17 protein-coding genes and 1 tRNA gene are annotated in these 16,917 nt (G+C 62.6%); 4 read left to right on the top strand and 14 right to left on the bottom strand.

The window, feature by feature from the left end:
* Positions 1 to 3: 3 nt before the first annotated feature.
* The 8 genes from V6M87_RS12810 to V6M87_RS12775 form a co-directional block, all read right to left on the bottom strand.
* Positions 4 to 381, bottom strand: a complete 378-nt coding sequence (locus V6M87_RS12810; RefSeq protein ID WP_332877130.1) for an integration host factor subunit alpha — start codon at positions 379 to 381, stop codon at positions 4 to 6.
* Positions 382 to 490: 109 nt separating this feature from the next.
* Positions 491 to 2,917, bottom strand: coding sequence for a phenylalanine--tRNA ligase subunit beta (gene pheT, locus V6M87_RS12805; RefSeq protein ID WP_332877017.1), 2,427 nt, complete (start codon positions 2,915 to 2,917; stop codon positions 491 to 493).
* Between the two features lie 24 nt (positions 2,918 to 2,941).
* Positions 2,942 to 3,958 (bottom strand): phenylalanine--tRNA ligase subunit alpha, encoded by a 1,017-nt coding sequence (gene pheS / locus V6M87_RS12800; protein WP_332877016.1) that lies wholly within the window; start codon positions 3,956 to 3,958, stop codon positions 2,942 to 2,944.
* Between the two features lie 114 nt (positions 3,959 to 4,072).
* Positions 4,073 to 4,432: a 50S ribosomal protein L20 gene (gene rplT, locus V6M87_RS12795; protein ID WP_332877015.1), complete on the bottom strand. Its 360-nt coding sequence runs from the start codon at positions 4,430 to 4,432 to the stop codon at positions 4,073 to 4,075.
* 20 nt (positions 4,433 to 4,452) lie between these two features.
* Positions 4,453 to 4,650, bottom strand: a complete 198-nt coding sequence (gene rpmI, locus V6M87_RS12790) for a 50S ribosomal protein L35 (RefSeq protein WP_332877014.1) — start codon at positions 4,648 to 4,650, stop codon at positions 4,453 to 4,455.
* 247 nt (positions 4,651 to 4,897) lie between these two features.
* Positions 4,898 to 5,419: a translation initiation factor IF-3 gene (gene infC / locus V6M87_RS12785; protein WP_332877129.1), complete on the bottom strand. Its 522-nt coding sequence runs from the start codon at positions 5,417 to 5,419 to the stop codon at positions 4,898 to 4,900.
* Between the two features lie 47 nt (positions 5,420 to 5,466).
* Positions 5,467 to 7,377, bottom strand: a complete 1,911-nt coding sequence (gene thrS / locus V6M87_RS12780) for a threonine--tRNA ligase (RefSeq protein ID WP_332877013.1) — start codon at positions 7,375 to 7,377, stop codon at positions 5,467 to 5,469.
* A 205-nt stretch (positions 7,378 to 7,582) separates the two neighbouring features.
* Positions 7,583 to 7,659, bottom strand: a tRNA-Val gene (locus V6M87_RS12775).
* Between the two features lie 132 nt (positions 7,660 to 7,791).
* Here V6M87_RS12775 and V6M87_RS12770 point away from each other — a divergent pair.
* The 3 genes from V6M87_RS12770 to V6M87_RS12760 all read left to right on the top strand — a co-directional run bounded on the left by V6M87_RS12770 (position 7,792) and on the right by V6M87_RS12760 (position 11,131).
* Complete coding sequence (locus V6M87_RS12770; RefSeq protein WP_332877012.1) at positions 7,792 to 8,715, top strand: cation diffusion facilitator family transporter; 924 nt, start codon at positions 7,792 to 7,794, stop codon at positions 8,713 to 8,715.
* Between the two features lie 69 nt (positions 8,716 to 8,784).
* Complete coding sequence (locus tag V6M87_RS12765; RefSeq protein ID WP_332877011.1) at positions 8,785 to 9,750, top strand: NAD(P)/FAD-dependent oxidoreductase; 966 nt, start codon at positions 8,785 to 8,787, stop codon at positions 9,748 to 9,750.
* A gap of 37 nt (positions 9,751 to 9,787) precedes the next feature.
* Positions 9,788 to 11,131 (top strand): GMC family oxidoreductase N-terminal domain-containing protein, encoded by a 1,344-nt coding sequence (locus V6M87_RS12760; RefSeq protein WP_332877010.1) that lies wholly within the window; start codon positions 9,788 to 9,790, stop codon positions 11,129 to 11,131.
* Here the strand turns inward: V6M87_RS12760 and V6M87_RS12755 are convergent.
* The 3 genes from V6M87_RS12755 to V6M87_RS12745 form a co-directional block, all read right to left on the bottom strand.
* Positions 11,070 to 12,512, bottom strand: a complete 1,443-nt coding sequence (locus V6M87_RS12755; RefSeq protein WP_332877009.1) for a TIGR01777 family oxidoreductase — start codon at positions 12,510 to 12,512, stop codon at positions 11,070 to 11,072. The genes V6M87_RS12760 and V6M87_RS12755 overlap by 62 nt on opposite strands.
* Positions 12,509 to 13,129: a DUF4166 domain-containing protein gene (locus tag V6M87_RS12750; protein WP_332877008.1), complete on the bottom strand. Its 621-nt coding sequence runs from the start codon at positions 13,127 to 13,129 to the stop codon at positions 12,509 to 12,511. The genes V6M87_RS12755 and V6M87_RS12750 overlap by 4 nt, the downstream gene beginning before the upstream one ends.
* A 105-nt stretch (positions 13,130 to 13,234) precedes the next feature.
* A complete protein-coding gene (locus V6M87_RS12745; RefSeq protein WP_332877007.1) occupies positions 13,235 to 13,777 on the bottom strand; it encodes a GbsR/MarR family transcriptional regulator in 543 nt (180 codons plus the stop codon).
* Between the two features lie 144 nt (positions 13,778 to 13,921).
* Between V6M87_RS12745 and V6M87_RS12740 the strand changes: the two genes are divergently transcribed.
* Positions 13,922 to 14,542 (top strand): glutathione S-transferase family protein, encoded by a 621-nt coding sequence (locus tag V6M87_RS12740; RefSeq protein ID WP_332877006.1) that lies wholly within the window; start codon positions 13,922 to 13,924, stop codon positions 14,540 to 14,542.
* On the opposite strand, the gene V6M87_RS12735 is transcribed toward V6M87_RS12740, so the two are convergent.
* The 3 genes from V6M87_RS12735 to V6M87_RS12725 are packed head-to-tail and all read right to left on the bottom strand — an operon-like array spanning position 14,539 to position 16,912.
* On the bottom strand, positions 14,539 to 15,165 hold the full coding sequence (locus V6M87_RS12735) for a hypothetical protein (protein ID WP_332877005.1): 627 nt from the start codon (positions 15,163 to 15,165) through the stop codon (positions 14,539 to 14,541). The two genes, V6M87_RS12740 and V6M87_RS12735, sit on opposite strands and share 4 nt — an antisense overlap.
* Entirely contained in the window at positions 15,162 to 16,103 is a 942-nt protein-coding gene (locus tag V6M87_RS12730; protein ID WP_332877004.1) for an MlaD family protein, read from the bottom strand. The genes V6M87_RS12735 and V6M87_RS12730 overlap by 4 nt, the downstream gene beginning before the upstream one ends.
* 11 nt (positions 16,104 to 16,114) lie before the next feature.
* Positions 16,115 to 16,912, bottom strand: coding sequence for an MlaE family ABC transporter permease (locus tag V6M87_RS12725; RefSeq protein ID WP_332877003.1), 798 nt, complete (start codon positions 16,910 to 16,912; stop codon positions 16,115 to 16,117).
* Positions 16,913 to 16,917 lie beyond the last annotated feature (5 nt).

Below are 16,917 nucleotides of genomic sequence, written 5' to 3'. Positions count from 1 at the left end.
CAATCAGGCGGCACGGGCCATGGCGGCGCTGGCACCAGCAGCGCTCGGGCCTGGCGGCGTTTCTTCAACCATGCCCTTGAGTTTCTGGCTGGCGTGGAAGGTGACGACACGGCGCGCCGTGATCGGGATTTCCTCGCCGGTTTTTGGATTGCGGCCGGGACGTTGTGGCTTGTCGCGCAACTGAAAGTTACCAAAACCAGACAGTTTCACCGCCTCACCACGTTCCAGCGCGTTGCGGATCTCGTCGAAAAACGTTTCGACCATATCTTTCGCTTCGCGCTTGTTCAGGCCGACCTGCTCGAACAGCAATTCGGCCAGTTCGGCCTTGGTCAGCGTCGGCAGCGCCTTTTCGGCTTCCTGGCGGCTGCGTGCGAGCAGCATCGCCCGATGCAGGTCGGCGGTGAGCGCCGACTGAAGTACCGCCGAATCTACGTCGATATTATTAATTTTGAGTCCTGCCTCTAAATCAGCTGATGGTGCTACCAAGGAATCAAGCACGCAAGCTTGCCGCATGTTTTTGCTTGGCAGCCGCAACCACGGCAGCCATCACTGCATCGACCGCGTCATCCTGTAACGTCGATTGAGTATCTTGCAAGCTAAAGCGGAAAGCAAGGCTTTTTTCGTCCGCCTCCAAACCCTTGCCGCGATATTCATCAAACAAAACAATGGCTTGCACGATCTTTCCTGCAGGATTTTTCGCTAACTCAGCAGCAAATGCGTCCAGGATATCCTGGGCGGCGACATCCTGTTTTACCACCAGCGCCAGGTCACGTGTTGCGCCAGGGAACTTCGAAATCTCGACATACGCAGGCAGCGGACGTTGCTGCAGCGCCGCGACATCGACCTCGAAAATGACCGGCGCTTGCGCCAGATCATATTTCTGCAGCCAGCGCGGATGCAGTTCACCGACCACGCCGACCACCACACCGTCGAGCTCAATCCGGGCGCTGCGGCCCGGATGCAAGGCAGGATGATCCGCCTTCAGGAAGCGCAAGGCGCGCGGCGCAAACATCGCTTCCACATCAGCCTTGACGTCGAAATAATCGACCACCCGCGCCGCTGCGCCCCATTGCTCATCGATGGCCTGGCCGTAGGCGATGGCGGCCAGTTTCTTCGGCTGATCGTAACCGGCCACCGTCAAGGCACCATCAGTCACTTTTTCGTCACGCAGGAACACGGCGCCAATCTCAAACGCGCGCACGCGGTTGGTTTTGCGGTTCAGGTTGTAGCGCACGTTGGCGACCAGGTTGCCGATCAGCGAAGAACGCATCACGGACAACTGGCTGGCGATCGGGTTCTGCAACTTGATCGGGTTCGTGTTGCCAGCGAAATCCGTTTCCCAGGCCGCTTCGACAAAGCTCATGTTGACCACTTCCTGGTAACCCAGGTCGGCCATCTGGTGGCGCAAGGTAAACAGCGAACGCGTGCTTTCCGGCTCGATCAGCATCGCGCTTGGCGCCACCGGCGGATTGGCGGGAATGTTCTCGAAGCCGTACACGCGAGCCACTTCTTCGATCAGATCTTCTTCGATTTCGATGTCGAACCGGTAGGAAGGCGACGTGACCTCAAAACGGCCTTCGCTTTGCGTGAACGGCAAGTGCAGGCGGGTAAAGATATCGGCTACCATGGCATCGGTTATCGGCACGCCGATGACTTTTTGCGCGCGCGCGGTGCGCAGCACGACGGGTTGACGCACGGGCAGGTTCACCGACTGGTCATCGACCGGACCGACTTTGGTGTCGGCAGTGCCGCAAATTTCCAGGATCAGGCCAGTGATGCGCTCGATGTGTTCCACCGTGGTCGCGTAATCGACACCGCGCTCGAACCGGTGCGCCGCATCGGTCGAGAAATTCAGGCGCCGCGCACGGCCCTGGATGGCGTTTGGCCACCAGAACGCCGCTTCCAGATAGATATCGGTGGTGTCGAGCGTCACGGCGGTCGAATCGCCGCCCATGATGCCGGCCAGCGATTCGATTTGCTGGTCGTCGGCTATCACGCCGAACCATTCATCGACGGCAATCGTGGTGCCATTCAACAGTTTCATCGACTCACCCGCGCGGCCCCAGCGAATGTCCAGGCCGCCATGAATCTTGTTCAAGTCAAACACGTGCGATGGACGGCCCAGTTCGAGCATGACGTAGTTCGAAATATCGACCAGGGCCGACACTGCGCGCTGGCCGCTGCGCTCGAGGCGCTGCACCATCCAGGACGGGGTCGTGGCCCGGGCGTTCAGGCCGCGGATGACGCGGCCGGTAAAACGGCCGCACAGATCCGGCGCGCTGATTTTCGCAGGCAGGATTTCGTCAGACGTTGGCGTGATGACGCGCGCGGTCGGGACGTGCAACGGCGTGCCAGTCAGGGCCGACACTTCACGCGCCACACCCAGCACCGACAGGCAGTCCGCCTTGTTCGGCGTCAGCTTGATGGTGAATTTGAGGTCGTTCAGGCCGAGATAGTCGCGGATATCCTGTCCGACCGGTGCGTCGGCCGGCAGTTCCATCAAGCCGTTGCTGTCTTCCGCAATTTTCAGTTCTTTGGCCGAACACATCATGCCCTGCGACTGCACACCGCGCAGTTCGCCGACCTTGATCTCGAACGGCTTGCCGTCCGCGCCCGGCGGCAGTACTGCGCCAGCCTTGGCGCAGATGGCTTTCATGCCCGCGCGCACGTTCGGCGCGCCGCAGACGATGTTCAGCAAGGTGCCGGTGCCGACATCGACCTGGCAGACATTCAGACGGTCCGCATTCGGATGGCGCACCACTTCGACGACTTCGGCGACCACCACATTGGTAAACGGCGGCGCGACCGGCTCGACTTCTTCGACTTCGAGGCCGGACATGGTCAGCAGGTGGGACAGCTCGCTTGAGGTCAGCGTCGGGTCGACCATGGTACGCAGCCAGTATTCGGAAAATTGCATAGGGTTTACTCTCGAGCTTTCGAATTAGTTGAACTGCTTCAGGAAACGCAGGTCGCCTTCGTAGAACAGGCGCAAGTCGCTGATTCCGTAACGCAGCATCGTCAGGCGCTCGAGGCCGGAGCCGAACGCGAAGCCGATGAATTTCTCTGGATCCAGGCCAAAATTCTTGACCACGGTCGGGTGCACCTGCCCCGCGCCCGACACTTCCAGCCAGCGCCCTTTCAAGGGACCGCTGCCGAAGGCGATGTCGATCTCGGCCGACGGTTCCGTGAACGGGAAGTAGGACGGACGGAAGCGTACTTCCAGGTCGTCGGTCTCGAAAAAGGCCTTGACGAAGTTCAGGTACACGCCCTTCAGGTCGGCAAAGCTGATGCCCTCGCCGATCCACAGGCCTTCAACCTGGTGGAACATCGGCGAGTGGGTCGCGTCGCTGTCGACGCGGTAGGTGCGGCCCGGCGCGATCACCTTGATCGGTGGCGTGTGCGTGCGCGCATAACGCACCTGCATCGGGCTGGTATGGGTGCGCAGCAGCAGCGGCTTGCCGGTGCTGTCATTGCCGTCGATGTAGAAGGTGTCCTGCATCGAGCGGGCCGGATGGTTTTCCGGGCTGTTCAGCGCCGTGAAGTTGGTCCAGTCGTTCTCGATTTCGGGGCCATCGGCCACGTCGAAACCGATCGAGCGGAAAATCTGTTCGACCCGCTCCCAGCTGCGCATGACGGGATGGATACCGCCTTTGGCGCGGCCGCGGCCTGGCAGCGTGACGTCGATCGCTTCGGCGTTCAGGCGCGCTTCCATCTGCGCGTTGGCGATCGCATCGCGCTTGCTTGTTAATGCCTGTTCGATTTTTTCTTTGGCGGCATTGATGAGGGCGCCCTGCACCTTGCGGGCGTCAGGGTCGAGCTTGCCGAGGCCCTTCATCTGTTCGGTGATTTGCCCGGTCTTGCCGAGGTATTTCGCTTTCGCGTTTTCGAGTGCGGCAGCGTCCGGCGCGGCGCTAAAGTCAGCCTGGGCCGAGACGACGAGATCTTCCAGCGAATTCATGCGTGTGTTCCTTGGGGTGGGCGCGCGGCGCCACAATCAAAAACGGGGCACAGGTTCTCACCTCTGCCCCGCTCTTTACGCCACCTTGCGGTAGCTAGCTAAACGATCGCTGAATTAAGCAGCGATCTTTGCTTTGACTGCGCTGACAATCGCGGCGAAAGCCGGCTTGTCCATCACAGCCATGTCGGCCAGGACTTTACGGTCGAGTTCGATAGCGGCTTTTTTCAGGCCGTTCATGAACACGCTGTAGGTCATGCCGTGCTGACGCGTTGCTGCATTGATACGCGTGATCCACAGTGCGCGGAAAACACGTTTCTTGTTGCGGCGATCGCGGTAGGCATACTGGCCAGCGCGCATGACTGCTTGCTTGGCAACGCGGTATACCTTGCTGCGGCGACCACGGTAGCCTTTAGCTTGTACAAGAATCTTTTTATGACGGGCACGAGCTGTAACCCCACGTTTTACTCTAGGCATAGTATCTCCTTGGTATGAGGTTAAGCAGTTGGCATCATGCGCATAACGGACTGGACGTCAGCCGCTGCGACATTCGTGGTACCGCGCAGAGCGCGTTTCAGCTTGGTGGTCTTTTTGGTCAAGATGTGACGCTTGAAAGCGTGACCACATTTAACAGTTCCACCCGGGCGCACGCGAAAACGTTTCTTCGCGGAGCTTTTGGTTTTCATTTTAGGCATAATCATCTGTCCTTTTGGACAGCCTCAAATATGAACAGGATTGCAGGTGGCAACGATACGCTGCTCTTGGGTGCCTGCTTTCACTTGTTCGGCAGCGCCAGCGAGGGCGCTACTTGCAACGTCCCGCGTCGTTAAAAACGGGAGACGAAGATTTTAGCACAGCTTGGGGTTGCGGGGGAACAAAAAAGCCAGTGCCGCATCCAAGGACACGGCACTGGCTCTTCGAAGAAGCGCGGCGCGTTTTCGCTTACTTCTTCTTCTTCGGCGACAGAATCATGATCATCTGGCGACCTTCCATTTTCGGGAACTGCTCAACCTGGCCGTGTTCGACCAGGTCAGCCTTGAGGCGCTCGAGCATGCGGAAACCAATATCCTGGTGCGCCATTTCACGACCGCGGAAACGCAGCGTGATCTTGGTCTTGTCGCCGTCTTCCAGGAACTTGATCAGGTTACGCAATTTGATTGCGTAATCACCCTCATCGGTACCTGGACGGAACTTGACTTCCTTGACCAGGATGATCTTCTGCTTCAGCTTGGCTTCGTGCGCCTTTTTTTGCTCGGAATACTTGAACTTGCCGTAGTCCATCAAGCGGCAAACTGGTGGCTGCGCGGTCGGCGCAATTTCCACCAGGTCGACATTGGCTTCTTCAGCCAGACGGAATGCTTCGGCCAGGCTCACAATGCCCAGCGGCTCGTTGTCCACTCCCGAGAGACGCATTTCCGGGGCGGTGATTTCGCCATTGATGCGATGTGACTTGTCAGTAGCTATGTTGTTTCCTTTTAATGTCTGAGAGGTAGGCCGGCGCTTTTACAGCATTAATGTGCTTTGGACGCGATTTCTTGTTGCAATCGCTCCAACAGGGCTTCGACAGGCATGACACCCAGATCGACGTTGCCCCGTGCACGCACGGCCACAGTGTTGGCATCCCGCTCTTTGTCGCCAATAACTAGAATATATGGCAATTTTTGCACGGAATGTTCGCGTATTTTATAGGTTATCTTCTCGTTCCGCAAATCAGCGTGAACGCGGATGCCGAGCTTGCGTAGCTGGGCCGCTACTTCCTGTGCATAATCGGCCTGCGCATCCGAGATATTCAGCACCGCCACCTGCACCGGCGCCAGCCACAAAGGCAGTGCGCCGGCGTAGTTTTCGATCAGGATGCCGATGAAGCGCTCCATCGAACCGACGATCGCGCGGTGCAGCATGACCGGCACCTTGCGCGAATTGTCGACCGCGACATACTCGGCGCCGAGGCGGCCTGGCATCGAGAAGTCGACCTGCATCGTGCCGACCTGCCATGGACGGCCGAGGCTATCCTTCAGGTGGTATTCGATCTTCGGACCGTAGAAGGCGCCCTCGCCCGGCAACTCCGTCCACTCGACGCCACAGGCGCGCAGCGCCGAACGCAGCGCTTCCTCGGCTTCATCCCACACCTCGTCGGAACCGATGCGGTTATCGGGACGCAGGGCCAGCTTCACGTCGATATTGGCAAAGCCGAAAGCGTCATAGACCGCCATTGCCTGGGCGTGGAATGCCGTGACTTCCGCCTCGATCTGCTCTTCGGTGCAGAAAATGTGACCGTCATCCTGCGTAAAGCCGCGCACGCGCATGATGCCGTGCAGCGCGCCCGATGACTCATTGCGGTGACACTGGCCGAACTCGCCGTAGCGCAGCGGCAGGTCGCGATAGCTCTTCATGCCGGCGTTGTAAATTTGCACGTGACCGGGGCAATTCATTGGCTTCAAAGCATACGAGCGGTTCTCGGATTCCGTCGTGAACATGCTTTCGCGATAGTTGTCCCAGTGCCCGGTTTTTTGCCACAGCGTGACATCCAGGATCTGCGGACCCTTCACTTCGTTGTAACCCGTTTCCTGATAAACCTTGCGCATGTACTGCTCCACCTGCTGCCAAACGGTCCAGCCCTTCGGATGCCAGAACACCAGGCCCGGCGCTTCTTCCTGGAAGTGGAACAGGTCCAGCGCCTTGCCGAGTTTGCGGTGATCGCGTTTTTCCGCTTCTTCCAGGTTGTGCAGGTACAGCTCCTGGTCTTCCTTCTTGGCCCAGGCGGTGCCGTACACGCGCTGCAGCATCTCGTTTTTCGAGTCGCCGCGCCAGTACGCACCCGCCAGCTTCATCAGCTTGAACACTTTCAGCTTGCCGGACGACGGCACGTGCGGGCCGCGGCACAGGTCGGTGAAATTGCCTTCCGAATACAGGGACACGTCTTCACCCGCCGGAATCGAGGCAATGATCTCGGCCTTGTAATGCTCGCCGATGGAGGTGAAGTATTCGACGGCCTCATCGCGCGGCAACACCTTGCGCGTGACTTTTTCGTCCTTCTTCGCCAGCTCGGTCATTTTCTTTTCGATCGCCGTCAGATCTTCCGGCGTGAATGGGCGCTTGTACGAGAAGTCGTAAAAAAAGCCGTTTTCGATGACCGGGCCGATCGTCACCTGCGCATCAGGAAACAGTTCCTTGACGGCGTGCGCCAGCAAGTGGGCGGTGGAGTGGCGGATCACGTCGACGCCTTCGGCATCCTTGTCGGTGATGATGGCCAGATCGGCATCCTGCTCGATCAGGAACGAGGTATCGACCAGCTTGCCGTCGACCTTGCCGGCCAGCGCGGCCTTGGCCAGGCCGGTGCCGATGCTGCCCGCCACTTGCGCTACCGTTACCGGACCGTCGAATTGACGCTCGGATCCATCGGGAAGTCGAACTTTCAGCATGGTGCTCTCCAAATCAGCGCGCGGCGCTCTATTAATTATCTTGAATAAAATAAGGACGAAAAAAAACGCGGACCAGGCCGCGTTTTCTTTTTTTGAGTACAAGAACATCCATCGCAGTCTAGCGCTTATCCCACAACCTGGTTGTAGTTCGCGGTGTCATAACCGTGGATGCCTTTCTCATTTTTTACTGCTCTACTACATATTCTGGTGGGCGGTGAGGAATTCGAATCCCCGACCCCTTGGATGTCGACCAAGTATTCTAACCAGCTGAACTAACCGCCCGATGCACAGCATTATAGGGAGGTCCCGCGCATTTCGCAAGGGCCGATAGCGAAAAAGATTCAACGCCGGAAAGCCGTCGCGATTAATCCTATAAACTGGCGCCTGATCTGGCCACCCCTACATATATAAGCAATGCAAACTGAAACCGCTCTTTCCTCGTCTGCCCACCTGCACGCCCACCTCGATGGCGACGCGACGCACGCCCACTCGATCGAGCAACGCAGCCAGGGTGCGCTGGTGTTCGCCCTGTGCCTGACCCTGGTGTTCGCCGTGGTGGAAGTGGTGACCGGCGTGATGTCGCATTCGCTCGCGCTCATTTCGGACGCCGGCCACATGGTCACCGATGCCGGCGCGCTCGGCCTGGCGCTGCTGGCGCAAGTGGTGGCCAAGCGCCCGCCCTCGGCACGCCTGTCGTTCGGCTTCGTGCGCGCCGAAGCACTGGCCGCGTTCGTGAACTGCATTGCCATGCTGGCCCTGGTGGCCTGGATCGTCTACGAGGCAGCCCAGCGCCTGTTCGATCCGCACCCGGTGCACGGCGGCGTGGTGCTGATCGTGGCCGCCATCGGCGCCGGCTGCAATATCGCCGTGGCATGGGTGCTGTCGCGCGGCAGCCAGGGCATCAACACCCGCGCGGCGCTGGTGAATGTCATGGGCGACCTGCTCGGCTCGGTGGCGGCAATCGTCGCCGGCGCCGTCATTTACTTCACGGGCTGGAACCAGATCGACCCGATCCTGTCGATCTTCGTCTCGCTGCTCATCCTGAAAACGACCTGGAGCATCCTGCGCGAATCGACGCTGTTCCTGATGGAGTCGGTGCCGGCCGGAATCGATTACCTGCAAGTGGGCGCCGACCTGGCCGCCCTGCCCGGCGTCGTATCGGTGCACGACCTGCACGTGTGGGACATGTCGCCCGGCGAGCCCGCCTTGATCGGGCACCTGGAAATCACCGACCTGGCCAACTGGCCGGCCGTGCTCGAAGATGTGCGCAACATGCTGCTTGCCAAACACGGCATCGACCACGTGACCCTGCAACCGGAAGTGGCAGCCGTTTTGTAAGCGCGCTCTTACCCGGCGCCGGGCCGCGCACCGATTGCCGCGCCACGCGGCTGCCCCGAGAATGGCCTGATGAACCCATCCACTCCTCGCGTACTCGACGCACTCATCATCGGCGGCGGCCCCGGCGGCCTGACCGCCGGCATTTATTTGCGTCGTTTCATGCGCAATATCGCTATCGTCGACAAGGGCCGCAGCCGTTTGCGCCTGATTCCCGTCTCGCATAACTACCCCGGCTTTCCCGAGGGTGTGCCGGGCGACACGCTGCTCGACAATTTGCAGGACCAGCTGGGACGCTACGGCGGCGCCGTGCTGGCCGGGGAAATCGTCGACCTGCGCCTCGACGACGGCACCTTTGTCGCCACCTTCCGCGCCGATGAAGAAGAAAACACCAGCGAAATCCGCGCACTCACCGTGCTGCTGGCCACCGGCGTGGCCGATGCCGGACTGCCCATCGAAAACTGGCGCGAAGCGGTCGCTTCAGGTGCAGTGCGCCTGTGTCCCGTCTGCGACGGCTACGATGTCGTCGACAAACACATCGGCGTGGTGACCTCACCCACCAACCCGGTCGGCCATGCCCTGTTCATGCGCACCTTCAGCGCCCACGTTACGCTGTTTGACCGGGGCCCGGACTGCATGCTGACCGACAGCGACCAGCGCGCGCTGATGGCTGCCGGCGTGCGCTACGTCGCCTCGCCTGTGCTGGGCGTGGGCATGACGGCGCACATGACGCCGATAATGCACACGGCTGACGGGGCGGACCATCATTGTGACGTGCTGTATCCGATGCTGGGCGAAAGCGCGCGCTCGGAACTGGCCGCAACGCTGGGCGCCGAAACGGCCGACTGCGCCGAACTGGTGGTCGACCCGCACCAGCGCACCACCGTCCCCGGCCTGTATGCGATCGGTGACGTCGTGCGCGGCCTGAACCAGATCGCGGTGGCGGCCGGCCAGGCGGCAATTGCAGCGACCGCGATCCACAATGCGCTGCCGTGGACGCTGCGTGCAACCGAGGCGGCGCCACCAATGGCGGCGTGAGGTATGCTGGGGAGACTTTCGTCTCAGGCAAACGCCCATGCAGCCAGTTGTTCCTCTTTCCCGTCCCTGGGACGCCATCGTGGTCGGCACCGGTCCCGGCGGCGCGACGGTCGCGCGTGCGCTGGCGCGCGCCGGCATGCGCGTGCTGGTCCTTGAACAGGGCAGCGCGGCGCCGCTCGAAGGCACCCTGAAACAAATGGCCGGCATGGGGGCCATCCCCGGCAAGGGCGCCTTCCTGCATCGCGATGCGTCGCTGCTGGTGCAGGGCGTCACCGCGGGCGGCAGTTCGGCGCTCAATTTCGCCACCGCCTCTGCGCCACCGATCGACATGTTCGCGCGCCACGGCATCGACCTGTCGGACGCGCTGGCGTCGCTGCGCGCCGAATTGCCGATCGCGCCCTTGCCCGACCGCCTGATCGGCCCGATGGCAACGCGCATCGGCGACGCCGCCCGCGCGGCCGGCCTCGATTGGCACAAGCTCGACAAGATGATTCGCCCGCAAACCTGCCGCGCCGGCTGCTGGCGCTGCGTCTACGGCTGCCCGTACGGCGCCAAATGGAGCGCGCGCGACTTTCTCGACCAGGCAATTGAACACGGCGCGCAGTTGCTGGACCATGCCAAAGCGCTGCGGGTGGTCGTCAACCAGGGCCGTGCCAGCGGGGTCGAATACGTGCGCGACGGCAGCACCGCATTCGCGCGCGCGCCCATCGTGGTGCTGGCCGGCGGCGGCGTCGGCAGCCCGCGCCTGCTGCACGCCTCAAGCCTGGGCGCGCGGCGCAGCCCGTTTTTCAGCGATCCGGTGATTGCCGTCATGGGCACCGTCGACGACATCGATGGCGGCGCCGAGGTGCCGATGGCGGCCGGTGTGCGCTTCGATGCCGATGGCATCTCGCTGGCCGACCTGACACTGCCAGGCCCGATGTACCAGGCCTTCGCCGCCCAGGCCGGGCGCCTCGACCGCCTGCTGGCGCACCGCCGCACGCTGTCGATTATGGTCAAGATCCGCGACCAGATCGGCGGCGCGGTCGGCCCGCACTGGGTCAGCAAACCGCTGCACCCCAGCGACCGTATCAAGCTCGCTGCGGGCGTGGCCATGGCGCGCGATGTCTTGCAACACGCCGGCGCCAGCCACATTTTCGCCAGCCACCACTTCGCCGCGCATCCGGGCGGCAGCGTGCGGATCGGCGCGGGCGTCGACAGCAAGCTGCAAGCGGGCGCCGCTGGGCTGTATGTCTGCGACGCATCGGTGATTCCCGAGGCATGGGGTTTGCCGCCGACCCTGACCTTGCTATGCCTGGGCGTGCGGCTGGGCGCATACCTTACGCAAGGCTGCGCAGTGCCGATTCCAGTTGCGGATAGCGAAACACGAACCCCGATTTGAGAAGTCGGTCCGGCATGACGCGCTGGCCTTCCAGCAGCAAATCGGCCTGCTCGCCCAACGCCAGTCGCATCGGCCAGCCAGGCGTCGGCAAGCCATAGGGCCGCCGCAGCACTGACGCCGCCACCCGGCTGAACTGCGCCTGCGGCACGCTTTCCGGCGCGGTAAAGTTGTAGCTGCCGCTCGCGCCATGCAGGCACAGGTGGCCGAGCGCGGCGATCAGGTCGTCGACGTGGATCCATGACAGCCATTGCATACCGCCCGCGAGCGGGCCGCCCAGGCCGAGCTTGATCGGCAGCAGCATCATCGGCAACGCCCCCTGTCGGCCCAGCACCAGGCCGAAGCGCATGCACGCCACCGTGACCCCGTGCACCCGCGCGCCTTGTGCCGCCGCTTCCCACTCGCGGCACAGGTCCGACATGAAGATGGCCTGCGGCGGCGCGTCTTCCGTCAGGATACGGTCGTCGCCGCGTTCCTGCACGCCGTAGTAACCGATGGCCGACGCCGACAGCAGCATGGCCGGTTTGTGCTCGGCCGCGCCGATCCAGTCGACCAGCCGGTCGGTCAGCGCCACCCGACTCTGGCGCAGTTGGGCACGTCGCCTGGCGCTCCAGCGCCAGCCCAGGATGCGCGCACCAGCCAGGTTGATGACGACATCGAAGCGGCGCGACGGCGCCAGTTCGTCCACGCTGGCGACGCAGTCGACCCGCCCTTCGAACAGGAACGCCGCCTGGCGCGGCTGGCGACTGACGACCGTCACGCGCTGGCCATCGCGCAGCAGCGCGCGTACCAGGAACTGGCCGATGAAGCCGGTGGCGCCTGTGACGAGAAAACTGCGGCCGGCCGCGCCGAAACTGACGGCTTGCGGGGCAAGCGCCGCGCGCTTGCCGAGGGCCCGCGCCGCCAGCGCGTCGCGCAAACCGGACAGGCCGACGCCGATACCACACAAGGCCAGAAAAACACCGAGGTTTCCCTGTGGCTGCCATACCAGTTTCGTCGGCAGGGCCAGCCACGCCGGCGTATCCAGGGCCAGCAGCGCAATGAACGCGCCGCCGTTCATTGCCAGCACCGTGTGCGTGACGCGCTCGGTAGCCGGCAGCAGGCGCGTACGGTCCTCGACGACAAAATCCCACAGTGTCAACCCGATTTCGACGACGAACACCAGCAGCAGCAGCAACGCCCACGCGCCTTGAAAAACCCAGGCCGACAGGCCGATGAACAGCGCGCTGTAAATCATGGCCCGCAGCGCATGAATCGCCAACTCACGTGCAGCGCCCGCGCGCTGTGGCAGCGCCTCGGTCAGTTCGTGGTGATACAGCGTGTCGAAGGCGCCGAGGCATCCCTGGCACGCCATCAGCTGCATGGCCAGCAGATGGGTATTCATGCAGCCACCTCGCGAAATACGCCAGCCTGGGTGAATGTGGTGCCGAACAGCGGATGGCGAATCTCGATGCGAATGTCGAACTGGTTGGCGCTGTTGTTGCGATGGAGCAGGAAGGTCTTGCCGGGCGTAAGCAGGCCAGGGATCGGGATGCGCACGCCGAACAACTGCCAGAAATAGCCATCGCTCTCGAAATGCAGGTTGCCGTCGCGGACCGACAGAACGAGCTGCATGCCGAGACCCATGCCGACGTATTCGAACACTTCGCCGCGCGGCCCCTCGGTCATGTACGACGTGAACATGATCGGCTTGCGGCCGTTGAGACGGTAGGTGCGCTGCTTGAAAATCGACGGACAGGCCGGCTTCGAATAAACCTGTATATCAACGGGAAAGTCGCGGTCAGTGTACGGGATGAGAGCGCCCTTGATGAAGGGCCGCGACGTGTGGCCCAGCACCCGCCCAAGGGTTGAACAGGTCAGCTCGCTCAAATGCCCGCTGTAGTGCAGCGGCTGGCCAGGCGCAGGATTCTTGTCGAACCGCGCCTGGATGTCGGGATGCAGACGGCCCCATTCGGCCCCCAGGATTTTCTTGAACAGTTCACCTTCAGAGGGATGGCGCATGGTGTGCTCTACGGTCAGTGAAAAACAGGTACGCCAGACGTGGCGCAAGGCGACGGCCAGCAGCGCGATGGCCGCCGTCGTCGTAGTTCAGGGTCAGTGCGGCGCTCATTTGGCACCCTCTTTGTCAGGGCCCAGAAAGCGCGCCACCTTGCCGCCCATGCTGAGGAAGCGCTGCATCGTCGCCGGCGGCAGGTGCTTGTAGTCGTCGTAGCTGGCGCTCAGCATGTCGAGGAACGCTAGCACGCCATCGATCCGTGCCAGCGTGGCAGGCGCCAGCGCGGCATCCTGCCCGCCTTCGATGACGCACTCGCGCAGCACGGTGAGCGTCGGGTCGATTTCGCGCCGCTTGCGCTCCTCGACGATGACCCTGAAAATTTCCCATACATCCTGCAAGGCAAGGAAGTGGTCGCGCCGGTCGCCCAGCAAATGTGTGCTGCGGACCAGCTTCCAGCTCTGCAATTCCTTGAGACTGTTGCTGACATTCGAGCGCGCCACGCCCAGCGCCTCGGCGATCTCTTCGGCTGTCAGCGCGCGCTCCGCGAGGAACAGCAGCGCGTGGATCTGCGCGACGGTGCGGTTGACGCCCCAGCGGGTCCCCATTTCGCCCCAATGGAGAATGAATTTCTGTTCGGTATCGCTGAGCGCCATGATTTCTCCAATTTCTTTAATTTCTGTCACAACAGAAATTAAACGCTTATCCTTCCGTGAAGTCAAAAGAAATCGACAGCCTGTCGCAGCAGCACGACGTTTTCTGGTTATGATTTTGCGTAACTCTTTTGAAAGGACAAGCGCATGCTGAAAATACTGGGCAAGGCGTCATCGATCAACGTGCGCAAGGTACTCTGGACCTGCGATGAACTGGACTTGCCATTTTTCCGCGAGGATTGGGGCGTGGGGTTTCAGTCAACCAGCGAAGCAGCGTTCCTGGCAATGAATCCAAATGCGCAAGTACCCGTACTGGTCGATCGCGCTTTTGTCATGTGGGAATCGAACGCCATTTGCCGCTACCTGGCGACGCAATACGGTGGCAGCAGGCTGCTGCCCGCTTTCGGACAACAGAAGGCCCTGGTCGAACAATGGATGGACTGGCAGGCGACGGAATTTAACAACGCCTGGCGCTACGCCTTCATGGCACTGGTGCGAAACAGCCCGGCACACCAGGACAGCGCTCAGGTTGGCGCCAGCATCGCCGCATGGCACCGCCATGTCGGCATCATCGACCAGCACCTGTCGATGGGAACCGACTGCATGGTCGGCAACACGTTCACGCCCGCCGATATTGTCATCGGCCTGTCACTGGCGCGCTGGCAGGCGGCGCCAATCGAACATCCGATCTTCCCTGCCGTCGACGCATACCTGGCGCGACTGGCCCAGCGTCCCGGCTACCAGGCCTGGGCGGCCAACTTTACCTAAGGCTGCGCCAGCGCGACCCGGCGCCGCAGGCGCGCCACTTCTGCCGCATTGCCCAGCGCCTGCGCGCGCTGGATCGCCACGCCGAGCCACGCCAGCAGCGGACGGCGCCAGCCTTGCGTGGACGCGGTTTCGGCTGCCGTCGCAATACCCTCGGGCGCGAGCTGGCCGGCCCGCAGCGCCGCGCCGGCTGCGACCAGACGTGACAGCGGATCGGCAATCGGCGCAATTGCGCCACCCTTGATGACGGCGCGGTGCTGCTCCGGCAGCAGCGCCACATCCACTTCCTGCCAGCGCCCGGCCAGATAGCTGGCGTACGCGCGCTGCGCCGGCGTCGCGTCGCTTGCCAGTGCAGCAAATCCCGTGCATTCGGCGACATCCAGGCTTGCCGTTTGCGCGGCACAGCGCACCAGTTCAATTTGACCGACGGCCGCGGCGTCGCCCGTGCCTGCGGCGCCCGCACGCGCGCGCGCGAACTCGGTACTGGCGGCAGCACTGGCGCCAGCCAGGTAGGCATCCGTAAAACCGTCGAGGGCCGACTGGGCATCCGCGCGCCACGCCGGTTGCGGCGCTTGCGTCGCACAACCGGCCAGTGCCAGCGCGATGCATGCAACGATCATCTTCATGGCAGCTTGATCTCCGTTTTTTTGGCAAAGGGCCACTTCCGATTGAGTTCATCGACCAGCCGGTTCACCTTGCGCAGGCTGGCGTCGACTTCACCGCGCAAGCTACCCAGGTCCTGCGTGGCCACGCGCGCGTTCGCCCCCACCGCCTGCGCTTCGACCAGCACCGCGTCGACCTTCTGCAGGCTGGCGCGCGCGTCTTCCAGCACGTGGCGCAACTCGACCACGGCGGCCTGGGTATCGTCCATCACGCCGCCCTTGGCGAACACGCGCTGGTCGGTTTTCGCCAGCAGCACATTGATGCCGTCGAGCGTCTGCATCAGCTTTTTGGCCTGCTCGTCGCCGCCCAGCGCGCCGCCCAGCAAACCGTATTTGCCGCCTAGCGTGCCGGTGACCTTGTCGATGTTGACCAGGCTGTGGTTGATGGGCGAGCCGTCGCGCGTCATGGTTTCGAGGTTTTCCAGCAGCGTGCGCGCGGTCGACATCAAGCGCGGGATTTCGGCGGCGGCGTCGCCGCGCAGCACGGTGCGGCGCGCGCCCTCCGGCAATGGCGGGTCGGTCAGGATGCCCGAATAGGCGCGGATGCGGGTCTCGCCCACGATGCTGCGCTCGACCGTGAACACGCTCGAGACGCGCAGCCAGCGCACATCTTTTTTCGGCACGTCGACCAGGATATTCACCTTGCCCTCGGCGTCGAGTTCGACCTTCTGCACGCGGCCGATCGGGAAACCCGCGAAGGTAACGTCCATGCCGGGCGTGACGCCTTCCGAATCCTCGGCCACCAGCACCAGGCGCTGGGTGCTGTCGAACACGCCGCGCGCATACATCACGTACAGCACGAAGCCGAGCACCAGCGCGGCCATCAGCACCAGCAGCGCAACCGCCTTGGCTTCGACGTGCGCCGGTTCGTCCGGGTGCTTTTCAATCGTTGTTTCAGGCATGGGCATTCCGGTTAAATGTATTTCAGGGCCAGCGAGCCCGCTTCGATCAGAAGCAGCACGAACAGCAGGCGCACCGCGCCCGGCTGCACCGATGACGATACCTGGCGCGGATAACGCTGCAAATCGAGCATGGCGGCGATCGGGATCACCGCCACCGCCATCCCGAACAGCACGGTTTTCAGCAAGAAGCCGAGGGTGACGATGGGGTCGAACACGCGCCCCACCGTGCGCGTGTAGTCGGGCAGGCCCCAGGGCGACAGACCGTACAGGTTCACATAGGCCAGCACCAGCACGGCGCAACTGGTGGCCATGGCCAGGCTGAGCACGGAAAACGCATGGGAGATGACCAGCGGCGCCAGGTCGGCGCGCGACTGGCGCAGTTTTTCGGCGCTGGCCGCAGGCCGCACGCCATTCTGGCTGATGCCGAAGGTGGTGGAATCGAAGCGCATGCTGGCGCGCAGGGCAACGAACAAGGCCGCCGACAGCGGAATCAATTCGAGCACCAGCACGCGCACCACCATTTCCAGCGCGTAGCGCGACAGACCATAGCTGGCCGCGGTGACGACCACGATGCGGATGATCACCAGCGCCACTACGGCGGCCAGCATCGTGAACCACGGCAGCACCTGCCACGTGCTGCCATAGATGTAGCTCGCCGTGGCGCGGCGCTGGGCCCGGCCGTAGGTCGAGGGCGACAGCACCATCACCAGCGCGATGGCGCCGAGGTGAATGGTGGCCCACCAGCTGAGCAGGTAGCGCAGCAGGCGCAGGCCAACGACGCCGGGTTTGGTGTACAGGATCGCGTGCATCGGGG

Origin of the sequence: Massilia sp. S19_KUP03_FR1, from assembly GCF_036688685.1 — a bacterium.
In the GTDB taxonomy this organism is placed as follows: domain Bacteria; phylum Pseudomonadota; class Gammaproteobacteria; order Burkholderiales; family Burkholderiaceae_D; genus JALYUM01.
This window is presented reverse-complemented; position numbering and strand designations above follow the sequence as displayed.

Excerpts from the sequence above, each read along its gene's own strand:
- V6M87_RS12750 (WP_332877008.1), bottom strand. The coding sequence starts at position 13,129 with ATGCGCCATCCCTCTGAAGGTGAACTGTTCAAGAAAATCCTGGGGGCC.
- V6M87_RS12735 (WP_332877005.1), bottom strand. The coding sequence starts at position 15,165 with ATGAAGATGATCGTTGCATGCATCGCGCTGGCACTGGCCGGTTGTGCG.
- V6M87_RS12730 (WP_332877004.1), bottom strand. The coding sequence starts at position 16,103 with ATGCCTGAAACAACGATTGAAAAGCACCCGGACGAACCGGCGCACGTC.
- pheT (WP_332877017.1), bottom strand. The coding sequence starts at position 2,917 with ATGCAATTTTCCGAATACTGGCTGCGTACCATGGTCGACCCGACGCTG.
- V6M87_RS12740 (WP_332877006.1), top strand. The coding sequence starts at position 13,922 with ATGCTGAAAATACTGGGCAAGGCGTCATCGATCAACGTGCGCAAGGTA.
- rplT (WP_332877015.1), bottom strand. The coding sequence starts at position 4,432 with ATGCCTAGAGTAAAACGTGGGGTTACAGCTCGTGCCCGTCATAAAAAG.
- rpmI (WP_332877014.1), bottom strand. The coding sequence starts at position 4,650 with ATGCCTAAAATGAAAACCAAAAGCTCCGCGAAGAAACGTTTTCGCGTG.
- pheS (WP_332877016.1), bottom strand. The coding sequence starts at position 3,958 with ATGAATTCGCTGGAAGATCTCGTCGTCTCGGCCCAGGCTGACTTTAGC.
- V6M87_RS12810 (WP_332877130.1), bottom strand. The coding sequence starts at position 381 with ATGCTGCTCGCACGCAGCCGCCAGGAAGCCGAAAAGGCGCTGCCGACG.
- V6M87_RS12725 (WP_332877003.1), bottom strand. The coding sequence starts at position 16,912 with ATGCACGCGATCCTGTACACCAAACCCGGCGTCGTTGGCCTGCGCCTG.
- V6M87_RS12745 (WP_332877007.1), bottom strand. The coding sequence starts at position 13,777 with ATGGCGCTCAGCGATACCGAACAGAAATTCATTCTCCATTGGGGCGAA.
- V6M87_RS12755 (WP_332877009.1), bottom strand. The coding sequence starts at position 12,512 with ATGAATACCCATCTGCTGGCCATGCAGCTGATGGCGTGCCAGGGATGC.
- V6M87_RS12770 (WP_332877012.1), top strand. The coding sequence starts at position 7,792 with ATGCAAACTGAAACCGCTCTTTCCTCGTCTGCCCACCTGCACGCCCAC.
- V6M87_RS12760 (WP_332877010.1), top strand. The coding sequence starts at position 9,788 with ATGCAGCCAGTTGTTCCTCTTTCCCGTCCCTGGGACGCCATCGTGGTC.
- thrS (WP_332877013.1), bottom strand. The coding sequence starts at position 7,377 with ATGCTGAAAGTTCGACTTCCCGATGGATCCGAGCGTCAATTCGACGGT.
- V6M87_RS12765 (WP_332877011.1), top strand. The coding sequence starts at position 8,785 with ATGAACCCATCCACTCCTCGCGTACTCGACGCACTCATCATCGGCGGC.